Source organism: Chloracidobacterium sp., assembly GCA_016711345.1.
Classification (GTDB): Bacteria; Acidobacteriota; Blastocatellia; order Pyrinomonadales; family Pyrinomonadaceae; genus OLB17.
Map to the genome: position 1 here is coordinate 1,283,915 of JADJTD010000001.1, position 16,496 is coordinate 1,300,410.

The window sequence follows — 16,496 nt, forward strand, 5'->3', positions numbered from 1 at the left end:
GGCGATGAATTATGATGAAAAGCAAATCTTTTAATCGAATATTCTTATCATTGTGCCCAATGTTGTTATTTGGGGTATTTGTAGGTCCGGCAACGGTGTTTGGACAAAAACAGAAAGTTCCGACGGTTGCATATTGTGACTTGGTGGCTCAACCGGGAAAATACGCCGGAAAGACGGTGCGTGTCCGAGTAGCAGTTCTAGCTCTTTTTCACAGTAAATACATGGCTTCCCGTGAATGCAACGGGATAAGTCCTGAACCATTGTTTAATTGTTCGGGAGAACCTAAATGCGACAAAGCCAGAAACCGAATGGCTGCCAATAGTGATGGTAATGGCGATGTCGTCCGTGTTGAAGCGATTTTAATAGGCAAACTCGTAGTTCCTCCCGCTCCTACCAGTTCGCCGTCTAGACCTATTTTTGAGGTCACGGAAATCGAACGCAGCTTCAAAATACCGCGCAACGTTCCGTGGTCATATTATTAGATAGAATAAACAAAAAGGTGTCAGACACCACTTTTGTTGAGATTATGGTTGGGAAGAAAATAGCAATTTTGTTTGGGTTACTTTTGGGGACCGCAATAATTGTTCCGCTGATTTTATTCGTCAACCAGTCGCCATTTCTGATCAGAATTCCCGACCCAGATTCTATCCGAGGAAAGCCGCTGTTTTTAGTTTTGAATCCGTTTCGCGACAAAGAACCGGAAGCTGTAGCAGAATCTTTTTTTGAACAACTGAGAGATGGTAAATGCTTAGAAGCCACAGCCGATCTAGCGGATGAAAAGTCGGATTATATTTGCCGGAGACAAATTGAGTATCCATTGAAGGGATGGCATTTGATCGATACAGAAACAAAAAATAGCACTTCTGAATTAATCTACAATCACATGTCCCAAAAACATCAGTGGGGTGAAGACATGACGATTTGGATAGAAAAACGCGGACAAGACTATCGAGTGATTGACTTTGTTATTGGGTATTGATCGAGTCAGTAGACATGAATACGAATCAACTATTTTCACGACGTGATCTTTGTCAGATACATCATCACGATCAGCAAAATGAAGTAAGGAACAAGGACGGCGGCGCCGGGATAGTCTTTGGCGATTCGTTGGCCGAAGAAGAGTGCGGTAATCGATGCCGCTCCAAGCACCGAAGCGTAGAAGATCAAAACCGTCGAGCCGATGGCAAGGAAATAAACTATCCCTGCTAGAGACAAAAATCCCGTGGCAAGTTCCATCACGGTTATGGTCGCAAGCATCATCGGCACCATGCTGCTCAGAAACGTCTTGGAAAAATGGCCGGTGAGCCATTCGAGATTGCCTTTCCAGTCGAATACTTTATCCAGGCCTGATTGAATAAAGAGAATGCTCATCAGCAGAGCGCTGAATAAAACGGGGAGATTGCCGATGATGTCGTTTTGCTGCATGGCAGTAATCATGCCCTTACTTCGTGCGGGCTTCTGCACGCACGGGCTTCTGCATTATTGCTTCGATCTCGGCGGGATCTTTTGGCACTTTGGCGGTTAAGTTTAAATTGCCTTCCTTTGTAACGAGAACGTCGTCTTCGATGCGGATGCCGATGCCGCGATATTTTGCGGGTGCGGACTTGTCATCAGGTGGAATGTAAAGGCCCGGCTCGACCGTGAGTACCATGCCCGGATCGAAGGGGCGTGAATTCTTTGCGGTTTGGTCGGTGAAATATCTTCCGGCATCGTGAACGTCGAGGCCAAGATAATGGCCGACGCCGTGCATGTAGTATTTCATGTAAGACTTCTTTTTGATGAGATCTTTCGTCTTGCCTTTTAGGAGTCCGAGTTTTTTCATCCCTTCGGTCAAAAGCTCGATCGAAAGTTCCTGGCGTTTCACAACAGTGTTGCCTGTCTTTGTTGCCTCGATACACTGAAGCTGAACATCAAGTACAACGTCGTAGATCTCACGCTGGGCCTTACTGAATTTGCCGTTGACCGGAAATGTGCGAGTGATGTCGGCAGCGTAGCCTTGATACTCAGCACCGGCGTCGATCAGGAGCAGATCACCGTCTTTTAGCGGGCGATTGTTCTCGACATAGTGAAGGATCGTCGCGTTTTCGCCGCTGCCGATGATCGAATTGTACGCAACGCCGCTCGCGCCGTTGTCACGCATGTAAGCCTCGATCAGCGATTCAATCTGAAACTCGTTCATTCCGGGCTTGGCCTTTTTCATCGCGAGAATGTGTGCCTCGGCAGAAATGGTCGCAGCCTTTTGCATCAATTCGACCTCGTTTGGCATTTTGTGCAGCCGCATCTCGTGTATGAGGATCGTCGGATCGACGATCGTGTGCGGCGGATATGGCGACTTTAGCCGGCGCTGACGTTGATTAGACAGGTATCGAATAATTTGCTGATCGAGTTTTTCATCAACGCCGAATCGGTAATAAAGCGTGTCGTGGCCATCAAGCAATTTACCGAGTTCCAATTCAAATTTCTCTATTGGAAAAGCTCTATCGGCTTTGTAATTCTTAACAGCGCCATCGACGCCCTCGCGGCGCCCGAACCACGTTTCCATTTCGAGATCGCGCGGGCGGACGAAGAGCGTGTACGGCTTTTTCGCTTTCGGATCTATGACTGCAACTGCATCAGGCTCGGGAAAGCCTGTCAGGTATAGAAAATCTGAGTCCTGCCGAAATTTATATTCGGTGTCGTAGCTGCGTGTCGCTTCGTGTGCCGCCGGAATGATCGCGATCGAATTTTCGTCCATCGCCTCAATAAATCGTTTTAGTTGTCCTCGCATATGACAAGAGTTTAACCCAAACGTGCAAAGCCGCAAAGACACCTTGCCAGCTTTTGAGCAAAGAAAAGGCGGGATCGCTCCCGCCCTTTATGCCCTGATCAAAGTCATTTTACGGTTCGGCGATCACATCGGCATTTACCGCCTGATTTGTAACGCTGATCGTCAGTGGCGTAAATGAGTAGTTTCGCGATTGAACGCTTATCGTATAGGTCTGGCCAACCTGAAGGTTGCCAAAGCGATAAAGGCCAAAGCCGTTTGAAAGAACGACGCGAGATTGACCAGCACTATCCGTCAATGTAACGCGGGCATTTGGAACGCCTTGGCCCATCGAACTGATCAGCCTTCCGGTAATCTCTGCCTGATTTGGCGCTGCAGCGGAAAGTTCAATTTGTCCATCAACTGCTGCTGTTCCAGGATCGCCCTCATTAAATGTAAAGCGTTCCCAAGTAAGCGGCGAAATGGAACCAGGTGCTCCGACGGCAGTGAACTTGAGGTTAAGCAGAAGTCCGCTGTTGTTGATCGGTAGTGCTCCATATACCGCGACTCTCAAGAGTCCCGGCTCAGACGAATTGGAAACAGCCGAGAGCCTATTGCTGACAGTTCCGGTCAACTCAACCGGTTCGGCCTGAGGCTGTATCACAGCAGGATCATAACGCAGGTCAAACTCATAAGAGATGATGCCCTTGTTCGCCGCTCCTTGAATGCTTACAGGTATAAGAACCTCGCCATCAGCAGGCGTGACAAGATGCGGAGCAGCCACTGCCGAGCTTCTTTCAGGCCCGCCGCTACCCGCAGGACGTCCGCCAAACGAACCTGTCCAGTTCCCGGAAACTTCGCCCATTAACAGCGCGGTGTAGTTTTCGTTCGTTGTCTCACCTTCAACAGACCCGTAAGTTCTGCTCAACGGAGTGAACCTCCAGGTTCCCGATGATCCCAATGGTACCAACGGTGCGGCGACTGCGTAACTAGCAACCATTGCCGCGTCAAATGACGAGACCTCGCCGTTACCGCTGACGTCCGCCGCAATTAGCTGTGTCGGGTTAAAGACGATGACCGATGACGCATGTTGGGCTACAAGTGCCGCGTCGAATGAACTTATCGAACCGTTAACTCCGCCGGTCTTGGATGGAGTAACTGTGTAAGAGCCTGATCCGAAGCCGGTGAGCGAGTAAGTTCCAGGATCTGCGGTGGTGTCAGAAACAAACACCGATCCGTTACCGCTAAGCAACACACTCGGAACAGGACGCGTCGCGGGCGAACCAATAGAGTTGCCATATGTCACGCTGCCAGATACCGACGGCGGAATGGTCGGCGTAGCCGTAGGCGTGTCAGTCGCGGTAGCAGTCGGAGTGAATGTTTCCGTCGCAGTTGCCGTTGGAGTAAACGTTTCCGTTGCCGTAGCAGTCGGAGTAAACGTTTCAGTCGCAGTTGCCGTTGGAGTAAACGTTTCCGTTGCCGTAGCAGTCGGAGTAAACGTCTCCGTCGCAGTTGCAGTCGGAGTGAAAGTTTCCGTTGCAGTTGCAGTCGGAGTGAATGTCTCGGTTGCGGTAGCTGTCGGAGTAAATGTCTCGGTTGCCGTCGCCGTTGGAGTAAATGTCTCAGTTGCGGTAGCTGTCGGAGTAAACGTTTCCGTTGCAGTCGCTGTCGGAGTGAATGTTTCGGTAGCAGTTGCCGTTGGAGTAAATGTCTCCGTGGCTGTCGCTGTTGGGGTGAACGTTTCTGTCGCAGTTGCAGTCGGAGTAAACGTTTCCGTTGCGGTTGCAGTCGGAGTAAAAGTCTCAGTTGCGGTAGCTGTCGGAGTAAACGTTTCCGTTGCAGTCGCTGTCGGGGTGAATGTTTCCGTAGCGGTTGCAGTCGGAGTAAAAGTCTCAGTTGCGGTTGCGGTTGGAGTGAACGTTTCTGTAGCCGTAGCCGTTGGAGTAAAGGTTTCCGTAGCTGTGGCCGTTGGAGTAAACGTTTCAGTGGCAGTCGCGGTTGGAGTAAACGTCTCCGTAGCTGTAGCAGTCGGAGTAAATGTCTCCGTTGCGGTTGCTGTCGGAGTGAATGTTTCCGTAGCTGTGGCCGTCGGAGTAAACGTTTCCGTTGCGGTTGCAGTCGGAGTGAATGTTTCAGTCGCTGTAGCAGTCGGAGTAAACGTTTCCGTCGCAGTTGCAGTCGGTGTGAACGTCTCCGTTGCCGTCGCTGTTGGAGTAAACGTTTCAGTCGCAGTTGCCGTTGGTGTAAATGTCTCCGTTGCGGTTGCTGTCGGAGTGAATGTTTCCGTAGCTGTGGCCGTCGGAGTAAACGTTTCCGTCGCAGTTGCCGTTGGAGTAAACGTTTCCGTTGCGGTTGCGGTCGGTGTAAACGTCTCCGTTGCGGTTGCGGTTGCCGTTGGAGTAAATGTTTCCGTTGCAGTCGGTGTCGGGATCGAGCACTTGCCCGTTGGTCCGGCGTTGTAAATGTCGTCGATCTCGGTTTCTAGAAGCGCACGGTTAAATACCTCAACCTCGTCGACACGTCCGTTGAACGAAAGGCCGTCGGCGCGACCGCCGATGTTGAACGGAGCACTTCCGCCGGCAATATTGCCGCTATGTGAGCTTTGGCCGACCTGGACTCCGTTCGCGTAGATCTTGACGAGCGAACCGTCATACGTAAGTGCAAGATGTGTCCACTGGTTTGTCGGCGGCTGGTAGAAGGCAGTGTTCGCCGGATAGTCGGCAAACGCAGCGAGCTGATTTTCGCCGGCAGTGGTGTTGACGATGGCAAACACACCAACGCCAAAACCGTTATACAGCAAGTAATCGTTACCGCCGCTAACCGTCTTACCAAAATAAACTGCCTCAGAGGAAACGGATGGATTGATCCAACCGTCTATCGTGACGGCGTTACCGGTGATATTCAGCGAGCCAGAGTCCGCGGGTACGGTCACAAAACTACCGCTTCCGTTGAAGCTGAACGCCTGATCGACCATTCCTGACGCAAAACCGACCGTACCGCTGGCTGAACCGGTCTCATAGGTCGGAGGCGCACTATCGGCAAAATTACCTTCGCCTTTGTACCACGCGATCATATTCGGCGGCGGTGGCGCACACGTCGGCGTGACAGTTGGAGTCGCTGTCTCAGTCGGAGTGAACGTCTCGGTTGCAGTAGCGGTCGGAGTGAATGTTGCAGTCGCTGTAGCCGTCGGAGTGAATGTTTCCGTAGCTGTGGCCGTCGGAGTAAACGTCTCCGTTGCGGTTGCAGTCGGTGTGAACGTCTCCGTGGCTGTCGCAGTCGGTGTAAACGTTTCCGTCGCAGTTGCCGTTGGAGTAAACGTTTCCGTTGCGGTTGCAGTCGGTGTGAACGTCTCCGTGGCTGTCGCAGTCGGTGTAAACGTTTCCGTCGCAGTTGCCGTTGGAGTAAACGTTACCGTTGCGGTTGCAGTCGGTGTGAACGTCTCCGTGGCTGTCGCCGTTGGAGTAAACGTCTCCGTGGCTGTAGCAGTCGGAGTGAATGTTTCCGTAGCTGTCGCAGTCGGAGTAAACGTTTCGGTTGCGGTTGCTGTCGGAGTGAATGTTTCCGTAGCTGTGGCCGTCGGAGTAAACGTTTCCGTTGCGGTTGCTGTTGGAGTAAACGTTTCCGTTGCGGTTGCAGTCGGTGTGAACGTCTCCGTGGCTGTCGCAGTCGGTGTAAACGTTTCAGTCGCAGTTGCTGTCGGAGTGAATGTTTCCGTAGCTGTGGCCGTTGGAGTTAGTGTTGGGCAAAGGGCAGTGTAATAAACGGTGCCGTTAAATACCCGCGGAGCAAAACTGTCGGCAAAGGGATACGTCTTGCCAGTTCCTTCTTTGACCTGAATATTCGCATCACTTGCATAAACGGCGCCAATGGTCGTTCCGGCCGAATATACCATCGACCCCTGGCCCGTCGTGTAGGTTATATAAAACGCATAAGTCTCGCCCGCCGGGATCGTAACATTTACGGGAATCGGTACGGCAGTCGGATTTCCAGAACCGTTCGATACCACGCCGGTATAAGTTCCTGCTAAAGTCCATGCTCCCGGATCATTTTCGAAGCCGACATGGGTTCCAGCTTTATAATAAATAGCGAGCGGCTCATTGTTTTGAAGATTCTCGTCAAATGAGTCGATCGTTATGGAATTGATGGCCGTGATGTCGAACATATTTCCATTGTTCGCCCGGTCGCCCGTGTAAGTTGTTGTCACGTTGCCGCTGAGACATGACGGTGTAGACGTCGCTGATGCAGTTGCGGTAGCGGTCGCAGTGGAGGTGTTGGTCGCCGTCGCCGAGGGCGTATTGGTAGCGGTAAAGGTCGGCGATTCCGACGGTGTTGCTGTGACAGTAGCTGTCGGAGTAAATGTTTCCGTCGCTGTGGCGGTTGGAGTAAAGGTCTCCGTCGCAGTTGCTGTCGGCGTGAATGCCGATGTTGCAGTTGCTGTTGGAGTTGCAGTATTTGTCGGTGTAACTATCGGGCAATCTACACCGCTTGTATAGTTAACGACCCCATTGAATTGTCTCGGAGCAAAACTGTTCAGAAACGGGTATGCTTTTCCTGTTCCTTCCCTGACCTGTATATTGGCATCGCTGGCAAAAACACTTCCTATCGCTGATCCGTTTGTATAGATCAGCCGCGACTGATCCAATGGATCATTATATGTAATATAAAACGCGTAAGTTTGTCCCGCCGGAATCACGACATTTACAGGTAATGGTATCGCCGTAGCGACACCTGGCCCATTCGTCACTACTCCGAAGGCAGTTCCAATAAGCGTCCACGCTCCCGGAGTCTGTTCAAAACCGACATGTGTGCCGGGCTTGTAGTATATTTCGATGTTTCCACTATGAAGGAGATTCTCTTCAAATGACGAAATGCTTATCGTATTGATCGCGGTAATATCAAACATATTTCCGCTTTGCTCATTACCGCCGGCAAAGGTCGTAGTAACGTCTTGAGGAGTGCAGCCGGGAGATGCTGTCGGCGTTGCCGTTGCTGTTGCGGTCGCAGTTGATGTCGCAGTTGACGTTGCTGTCGCTGTTCCAGTATTTGTAGGTGTATTCGTCGGCGTGTTGGTATTTGTGTTTGTGGGCGTAGCGGTCGGTGTAGAGCACGCGCTGTCTATGACCAACGAAAATGCACGCGCAGAGCCGGTGTCAACCGCGGCATTGTCACTGATATTGATCGTCCAGTTCCCGTTAGGATTTTGTCCGTCAAAAGCGCTCAAAGCATTATTCGGTGAAAAGGTTCCGGTCGGGAACGCTGTGGCGTCCGCCGCACACTGACTTTCAACCGCAGGGAATCCACCGTCGTCATCCAACAAGAGCTGAGCAAGATTATTGCTGTTGCAGCCGTTTGTAGTCGCCGGAGAGCCGGGCCTATCAAGGATCGTTACGGTGGTTCCGCCGGGCGAGGTAACCTTTACGATCAGGTCACCAACCCATGAATGGTTAATGCCCGGAGTAGTTGATGCAGGATCCGCAACCTGTGTGCCGTCAAAGCGGAAATTAAGATCAGTAATGTTCCCAATTCCGCTCACAGGAATAATGAAATTAGTTCCGGCGGCGACGTTATCAGCTATTGCAACTGCAGGTCCCGTGTAGCTGAACGTGTTCCCGCATGTCGGGGTCGCGGTTGCGGTAGCAGTCGCAGTATTTGTCGCGGTCGATGTTGCGGTTGCCGTCGGCGTCGGGCCCGGAGGCTGAAACGCGATGCCCTGACTAAATTCGAACCAGCCGGGATTGGTAGTGTGGGCCGTACTTCCGTCCGTCAGATCAGTAGCGCCGGTGCCGCCATACCAAAGGGTACCAACACGGTTTGTGGCTCCAGGTGTGGTTGCCACGTAGCCGATCTCGATCACTATTCGGTCTCCGGTCTGCGCCGTAACTGCCGACAATGACTTCGCCGCCGAAGGAGCCCTTCCCGCCGCTGTTGTCGTCCACTCGTCACCATCGTTGTTATTTCCAAGTAGGGTACCTCTTACTGTTGTCCCGTCATTACTTACCACATACGCATGGATGCGGTATGCCATATCAGCATCGGAGTTATTTTCTTGAGCACCGATCACCCAGTCGAGAGTTGATGCTGCTGCGATGGTTTGAGCCGCGAGCGGTTCGCCAACGAGTTTGTAAACCAGAACATTCGTTGTCAAAGTGGAGCCAGGCTGTACGCCTCGACTGGATATTGCTCCTGACTTTGTTCGTGACAGAACAAATGTTGGTGCTCCTGCCGTTACGCCCCAGGTTCCTTGATTAGTAGTGGTAACTCCTGAAGCAACATTCTGCAAATACAAACGGGTTCGGGTTATAACTCCGGTGATCGTCTGTGGATTTGTTCCGGTTACACCGTCAGCATCGTTATACGTCACTCTTACGTCATAACTCGTTCCATTTGAAAGTCCGGTTATCGTTGTTGTGTAGGGTGATGCGACGTGTGCCGCTGCTGTGACGTGATTGGTCCAGCCGCCATTTGTCGGACAGTTTGAAGATGTCAAACAGTAATCAACTGTGTAAGTGTTGTTAGCATTTGAATCCAGAGTGTAGGGCATCGATACGTTTATCGAAGTATTGCTGGCGGTCGTAGCTGTCGCGGTGCCTGCTGCTGTCGCCAGTGAACTTGCTACATTGAGTATTCCTGTTGTGCTGCTGAAATATGTGTCTGTCTTATTGGTCGCAGCGCTGGCATTCGATCCCCACGTGCCTGAAACCTGAGCAGCACCGGCCAGAGAAAGTGAGTTAACATTTACAGAAAGGCCAGCACCGATATTTGCCTTGGCAACGCTGTTACCAATATCGAGATTACGAGCTACCGACACAGGGTTCGCCGCTGTTATTGATTTTACTCCCGTTCCTGAGAAACCAAGGTTGCTGTACGCCTGGACTTTAACGGTTTGTGCTCCGCCTGTGTAGTTGACTGTGTTCCCCGCGGTTGTTGTGGTAAGAGTTGTTATCGGAACCGTCGCGGGGACTATATTTATTGTACTGGTTGCGGTGGCATTGTTGAACGATGTGATCGTTCCAGAACTATTAAGATTTACAACGCCGGCGGCATTATTTGTGATGCCGGCTATTGTTCCCGAACCGTTCAGATTGATAGTTCCGGTGTTTGTGAAACTCGCGAGTGCTGTCGTCGTGTTTCCACTGCCTGTTCGTGCAATAGTTCCGGCATTTGTCAGTGTCGTAATAGAACATGCTCCGCCGAGGTTCAATGTGCGCGTTGCATTGTTCGTAACTCCACCTGTCCCGGCCAAAGTGCCGCTCGCAGTCATGGTTCCGGCATTGGTCAGAGTCACACCCGTAACCGTAAGTGTTGCGGTGGAAGTAAATGTTCCGTTGTTAGTGTACGCCCCGGTGAAAGTTGCCGTCGGAATTGAGATCAGCTTTCCGCCGCTTAGTGTTTTTGTTGCTCCGCTGAATGTGTGTGTCCCTGTATTGGCAGTAAATGTTTCGGCGTTATTAATGAGACTTCCAGCAAAGTTGATCGACGCGATCCCTGTTTCATTCCATACAGAACCTTCGTTAAGAGTGACGTCGCCGGTAAAAGTTTTAGTTCCTGTTCCACCAAGATTAAAAATGCCGCTCACAATGGTTGTGCCGGTGACGCCAAGGGTAAAATTCGGCCCTACCGAAAAGGTTGTTCCACTTCCGATATTCAGGCTGCCTCCAACGGCCAGGTTAGCTGCAGTTGTTGCGGTCGCTGTTCCGCTCACCGTCAGATTGCCTGCGACAGTTGTGATGGCACCAAATGTTTTAGCACCGCCGCTAAGCGTTAGGTGATGATATGGGACCACTTTGAGTGTTTGGCCGGTTCCAGTGTAGTTGACCGTGTTGCCTACGGCTGTTGCGGTAAGTGTTGTGATTCCGGCCGAACCGCCTAAATTCAATGTGCCGGTTGCTCCGTTTGTTAAAGAGCCCGCTCCTGACAAAGCAGTTCCAACTGTAAGCGTTCCGCTGTTGGTATAAGTTCCGGTGACTGTTACGTTCGGGATCGAAGTAGCGGTTGAACCGCTAAACACCTCGGTTGTGCCGCTGAATGTATGCGTACCGGAGTTGGCAGTAAATGTTGCGGCATTATTCGTTAAGCTGCCGCCGTGGTTGATCGAGGCCAGACCCGTTTCATTCCACACGCTGCCGGCGTTTAATGTTGTATCTCCTGTAAATGTCTTAGTTCCTGTGCCAGCTAGTGTTAGTGTTCCTGTTACCGCTGTTGTTCCGGTCACGCCAAACGTAAAGTTAGCGCCAACCGTCAGACTCGAACCGCTTCCAACATTCAAATTGCCGCCAACTGCAAAATTTGCGCCTGTTATTGCCGACGCTGTTCCGGCTAATGTCAGGTTTCCAGCCGCCCCTGTAAGAGCTCCCAAGGATTTTATTCCGCTGCCCTGCAACGTCAGGTTTCCATATGTGCCTGAACAAACACTCTGGTTCGCTGATGCTCCGTAGATCACGGTTCCCGCTCCACCACTCGTGATAGTGCCGCCGCAGGTTATCGCTCCGTTGAGTGTCAACGTGGTGGTTCCAATTGAAAGCGGGGCAGTAGCTCCGATATTCATCGTACCGTTCACAACAACGCTGGCACTGAGAGTTTTCGTGCCTGTGCCGCTGGTGGTCAGGTTGTTGAATGTAGTTGCGGTAGCGATCGTCTGAGAGGCTCCGCCAAAATTAACCGTTCCCGTTCCTGCCGTGAAAAGTGAACCCGTACCGTTCCAAGCTGTTGCGCTTGTTGCGTTTTCATTTAGTGTGCTAGATCCGCCGTTCAACGACCCCGCCGTAAGTGTTACTACTCCCGTAAGCGTATGAGTAAGGCCGGCTCCTAAATTGAGAGTTCCACCCGTTCCGTTTATTGTGAGGCCGTTACTGTTTACATTGCTTTGAAAAGTAGCAATACCGCCAGTTTTGCTCATCGTTACAAGACCCGTGGTAGTAAAACCATCGATGCTTTGCGTCGCAGTACCGCCTATAGCTATTGCTGAACTTCCTGCCGTAAAGATGCCGCCATTTGAAAAACTTCCATTCAATGTAAGACCAAAATTTGCCGTCGCGAGCGTTGTTCCGGAACCTACGTCCAAAACACCGTTGACAACGACTGCCCCTCCCATAGTTTTTGTACCGCTTCCGCTGGTGCGAAGAGCTCCGTAGGTGAAAGGATTAACCGTCTGAGCACCTAAACCAGAATATTCAACTGTCATTCCCGTCAAGGTGTCCGTTGAAAACGGATATTGAGTGTTATAGTCAGCGGTTGCGGCAACGCGAGTAACCCTAATCGTGCCGGTTCCGGTGATCGCATTTGTCGCCCCGCCAATAATGACTGCAGCAGCCGGATTAAAGGTAGCATTCGCGTTGACCGTGAACGTTCCATTGATGTTGATGTTCGTATTCGCGGTGATTGTTGCAGTCGCAGTGGGAGTAAGGGTCAAATTCTCAAAAGTCGTTGTGGAAGTACCGCCCATCGTTTGAGATGTTCCACCATTGAGGGTCACATTCAGGATATCCGATCCATTAGTTGCCGTGAAAGTACCGTTATTTGTGTAATTTCCTCCAACGTTAATGGCGTGAGTATCTGTACCAGTTAAATCCAGTACGCGCAGAGTTCCTCCTGCGTTTATCAAAACATCGCCGGTTACTGTAAGTGCAAAATCCGTATTGCTGCTAAGCGACAAGATTCCGCTTGCACCGCCGCCAACTTGCAATTCGGCAATTGTCGTTGATGCTGCAATTGTTACCGTGTGACCATTCGCAATACAAACTACGTCGCCCGCTCCAGGAACTCCGCTAGGTGTCCAAGTTCCCGAGGTGGTCCATGGTCCGGTACCTGTACTTGTTTTTGTACAAGGAGCAAAAAACATCACCGGTTCTACAGACACGTTGGTAAAAGCCGCCGAGGCGCTATTCTGCTCTGACTGTTCGAAGCCAAGGAAAGATGCTACAGAATCAAGGAACGAATAACCTGCGCCCGTCGAAGCACTGGCAGATAATACAAGTACAAAACCGAGAAGAACCGCAGCGGCACCATTTCGGACAAATGAGAGATGAGACGAATATTTTGAGTGAAACATAATTGGAATCCTGGCTGGCGTTCAGGCCTAAACCAACCGCTTATTTTGGCGACCAAAGCTATACGTGAGCGCCAAATAGATCTTATTTTTTATATATCGCTATACTTCTTTCGGGAAACAAACTTTTCCCAATAGATAACAGAATAAAAAAAGCTGAATGATCTTCCTTTTTCATAAATGCGCTACTGCCGACAAAGCACTTGCGTGAAAAACCCGAATCAAGCATTGTAATACAATCAGCCATAACGCCCAACAATTAAAATAAATAATCTTGCACGTTACAAAACTCCTCTATATCCAGCCCGCGGGTGAACATATGTAGTTCATGCAGGCTGACGTTATTTGGAGGGCGTAAGATGATTGTATATCGCCAAAAGGCCAAGCACATCAGGGCGGACGCTAATTTTAATTAACGGAATGTTGCATATAACAGCGTCCAGATTGACCAACAAAAGTGCCATACAAATAACACTAATGACCAGCTCCTTGTTAAGTAGGATTCTCCCTGAAAAATAAGTAGTATTCAACGCTGCGATTTGCGGCTTCGAGGGAGATCTTTTTCCCGCTGAGGTCATAAAAATCTTGAGACATGTATGTAGTGATGAACGGCACTATCAAATTGCCTGATGAATCGATGTCCGCAAAATGATGAAGGAGCATATCAGCTAAGCAAAGCTGCCCAGTTTTTTGACGGCTTTTTGGGGGTAGTGAAATGGCTTTTTGGGTGTCTCCGATGGCTTTTTGGGGGTTGTCCGATGGCTTTTTCAGACTATCGAAAAATCGTAAATGAAAGACTGTCAGTTCATTTGTGTTAATCTGTCTTTTCATTTTTTAATGGACCTGAGAATAACCGAAATATTTCTTTCAATTCAAGGCGAGTCGTCTCATGCCGGCCGGCCGTGTTCTTTTGTGCGTCTGACGGGCTGCCCGATGCGGTGTGTCTGGTGCGACAGCGAATATACCTTCACCGGCGGCGAACACATAAGTTTTAACGATATTTTTGAGAAACTCGAAGAATTTGGCTGCAACTTGGTTGAGGTCACCGGCGGCGAGCCGCTTGCTCAAAAGAACGTATTTCCTTTTATCACAGAACTTTGTGATCGCGGCTACGAGGTTCTAATCGAAACCGGCGGTTATGTTTCAACCGAAACAGTCGATCCTCGTGCAAAGCTCATCCTCGACATAAAATGCCCCGCTTCAGAGGAAGCCGAACGCAACCATTGGCCAAATCTCGAACGCCTCCGAGCCGATAAAGACGAAGTGAAATTTGTCATCGCCGATATACCCGATTGGGAATTTACAAAGAAAACTATCGTAAAATACGATCTCGAAAACCAGGCAAAAGAGATATTGATCTCACCGGTTCACGGAATCAAAAATTTATCAGAAATTGCGGAAGCTGTTTCAAAAAGCGGCATTAAGGTGCGGCTGAATCTGCAATTACACAAGTACATTTGGGGAGCGGATGCACGAGGTGTCTAAAGCAATAATTCTAGTTTCCGGTGGAATGGACTCGTGCGTCACTGCGGCAATTGCGCGCACTGAAAATGATGACCTCGCGTTTCTGCACATTTCATACGGCCAGCTAACCGAAAACCGCGAGCGAAAGGCTTTTAACGAGATTGCAGACCATTACGGCGTCGAAACGCGGCTTGATATTTCTATCGAGCATCTTGCCAAGATCGGCGGCTCGTCGCTGACGGACGAGAATATCAATGTTACCGAAGCCGACCTAGAATCCAACGAAGTGCCAACCAGCTATGTGCCGTTTCGCAATGCGAATATGTTGTCGATAGCGGTAAGTTGGGCTGAGGTTATAGGAGCAAACAGCATTTATATCGGAGCGGTTGCAGAGGACTCAAGCGGATATCCAGATTGCCGTCCCGAATTTTATGCGGCGTTTCAAAAGACAATAAACACCGGAACAAAACCTGACACGCATATCGAGGTCCGTACTCCGATCATTCAATTGTCTAAAGCAGAAATAGTTAAAAAAGGAATAGAGATCGATGCCCCGCTGCAACTGACTTGGTCATGTTATCGCCGCGAAGATCTGGCATGTGGAACGTGTGATTCGTGTGCGTTGCGGTTGAGGGGGTTTGAGAAAGCCTGCGTCGCAGACCCTATCACATACGAGAAGTAAAATTACTTTCTGAGCTTCACGCCTGCATATATCATCATTCCAAATCCAACCGCGCAACCTGCCAGGCTAACAATAGTGAAGATCAAGGCACGCGCAATTCCATCACCGACTGCCCCAATCCCTGCGGATTCAGTTTTCTCCAAGGCATCGAAACTACCATAAATATTCCACAGAGTCCCAATAATCCCTAGCAAAATGCTAAGAAGGAAAATGATAACTCCACTATAAAGCAACTTTCGATAGTTCATCTTTAGATCGTAAGTCTTGACCTCTCTATCTCCAAGTCTTTCAAGTCACCCAATGCCGCAAACGCCAGTTTTTCAGAGCGGAAATATTCTCGAGCTAGAGCCTTAATATCATTTGCCTCGACAGCCTTAACATTTTCGATAGATTCTTCAACCGAGATCTGGCGTCCGTGAGTAATTTCGCATTGTGCGAGTGATGCTGCACGCGATGCGGAATCTTCAAGGCTCAGCAGGATCGATGAAACGGTCTGCTGCTTGGCAAGTTCGAGTTCTTCAGCCGTAATTCCATTGTTTACCATGTCCCTCATTTCGGCAATTGAAATATCGACGACTTCCTTAACTTGGTCCGGCGAAGTTCCGGCGAAGATCGAGAACATCCCGCAATCCTGGTACATGATCGCCGAAGCACCGACACTATATGCCAAGCCGCGCTCCTCGCGCACTTTCTGCCATAAACGGCTCGAAGTGCCGCCGCCGATTATGCTTTCAAGCAGATCAGCGGCGTAACGGCGCTCGTCGGTCTCGGACACAAAAGGCGTTGCGATAATTAAGTGAGCCTGCTCCAGATTCGGATTTTGTTTGATCAACAACGGCGCTGCCAAAACCGGCTTATGCGTCTTGAGTCCCTGCTTTAGCAGGCTTCCTTCTGTTTTAGGGCGATTAAAATTGGTATTCAAAACCAGATCGACTATCTGTTGATGCTCGACGTTACCTGCGGCAACGATGACGAGGTTTGAGAAGTTAAAAACTTCCTCGTGATACCTTCGCGTGACTTCGTGATCAAAACTTCGAACAGTCTTTGGCGTTCCGGCAATGTTCATTCCTAACGGATGACCCGAAAAAAATGCTTCGCTAAAGATCTCGCCGAGGTAATCCTCCGGCGAGTCTTCGATCATTTTCATCTCTTCGATGATCACGCGCTGTTCGCTTTCGAGATCGACCTCGTTAAAGCGTGGATTGATGAGCATGTCGGAAATTAAATCGAACGCATTCGGTAGTTGGTCGTCGATCACCTTGATGGCAAAGCCAGTTTCCTCATGCGTCGTAAAAGCATCGAGATTACCGCCAAGGCGGTCTTGCTCAATCGCGATGTCGAGAGCCGTGCGTTTCTCAGTGCCTTTAAATACTGTGTGTTCAATAAAATGCGAGATGCCGTTCAAATGATCAGGCTCATGCCTCGATCCCACGCGAAAAAAGAACCCCAACGTTGCTGAGCGAACGCCCGCCATGCGATCTGTGAGAATAACCAAGCCGTTTTCGAGCCGCGTTTCTTTTATATCTTCTGTCATTACGAAATTTAGAATCTACCACATTTGA

At 50.0% G+C, this 16,496-nt stretch carries 10 protein-coding genes; 4 read left to right on the forward strand and 6 right to left on the reverse strand.

Going from position 1 to position 16,496, the window contains the following annotated elements; genetic code table 11:
* The first annotated feature begins 11 nt into the window (after window positions 1-11).
* Window positions 12-482, forward strand: a complete 471-nt coding sequence (locus tag IPL32_05260; protein ID MBK8465220.1) for a hypothetical protein — start codon at window positions 12-14, stop codon at window positions 480-482.
* Between the two features lie 17 nt (window positions 483-499).
* Entirely contained in the window at window positions 500-979 is a 480-nt protein-coding gene (locus IPL32_05265; protein ID MBK8465221.1) for a hypothetical protein, read from the forward strand.
* Between the two features lie 35 nt (window positions 980-1,014).
* On the opposite strand, the gene IPL32_05270 is transcribed toward IPL32_05265, so the two are convergent.
* From IPL32_05270 to IPL32_05285, 4 genes are all read right to left on the reverse strand, one after another.
* Window positions 1,015-1,425, reverse strand: coding sequence for a DoxX family protein (locus IPL32_05270; GenBank protein ID MBK8465222.1), 411 nt, complete (start codon window positions 1,423-1,425; stop codon window positions 1,015-1,017).
* Between the two features lie 16 nt (window positions 1,426-1,441).
* Window positions 1,442-2,767 carry an aminopeptidase P N-terminal domain-containing protein gene (locus tag IPL32_05275; GenBank protein MBK8465223.1) on the reverse strand — a complete coding sequence of 442 codons (1,326 nt, stop codon included), beginning with the start codon at window positions 2,765-2,767 and terminating at the stop codon, window positions 1,442-1,444.
* Between the two features lie 109 nt (window positions 2,768-2,876).
* Window positions 2,877-12,791: a proprotein convertase P-domain-containing protein gene (locus IPL32_05280; protein ID MBK8465224.1), complete on the reverse strand. Its 9,915-nt coding sequence runs from the start codon at window positions 12,789-12,791 to the stop codon at window positions 2,877-2,879.
* Window positions 12,792-13,280: 489 nt separating this feature from the next.
* Window positions 13,281-13,619 (reverse strand): hypothetical protein, encoded by a 339-nt coding sequence (locus IPL32_05285; GenBank protein ID MBK8465225.1) that lies wholly within the window; start codon window positions 13,617-13,619, stop codon window positions 13,281-13,283.
* Window positions 13,620-13,625: 6 nt separating this feature from the next.
* Between IPL32_05285 and IPL32_05290 the strand changes: the two genes are divergently transcribed.
* Window positions 13,626-14,273, forward strand: coding sequence for a radical SAM protein (locus tag IPL32_05290; protein ID MBK8465226.1), 648 nt, complete (start codon window positions 13,626-13,628; stop codon window positions 14,271-14,273).
* Window positions 14,257-14,934: a 7-cyano-7-deazaguanine synthase QueC gene (gene queC, locus IPL32_05295; GenBank protein MBK8465227.1), complete on the forward strand. Its 678-nt coding sequence runs from the start codon at window positions 14,257-14,259 to the stop codon at window positions 14,932-14,934. The genes IPL32_05290 and queC overlap by 17 nt, the downstream gene beginning before the upstream one ends.
* Window positions 14,935-14,936: 2 nt before the next feature.
* Here the strand turns inward: queC and IPL32_05300 are convergent, their stop codons facing one another.
* Window positions 14,937-15,182: a MotA/TolQ/ExbB proton channel family protein gene (locus IPL32_05300; protein MBK8465228.1), complete on the reverse strand. Its 246-nt coding sequence runs from the start codon at window positions 15,180-15,182 to the stop codon at window positions 14,937-14,939.
* A 2-nt stretch (window positions 15,183-15,184) separates the two neighbouring features.
* Complete coding sequence (locus IPL32_05305) at window positions 15,185-16,468, reverse strand: insulinase family protein (protein MBK8465229.1); 1,284 nt, start codon at window positions 16,466-16,468, stop codon at window positions 15,185-15,187.
* Window positions 16,469-16,496 lie beyond the last annotated feature (28 nt).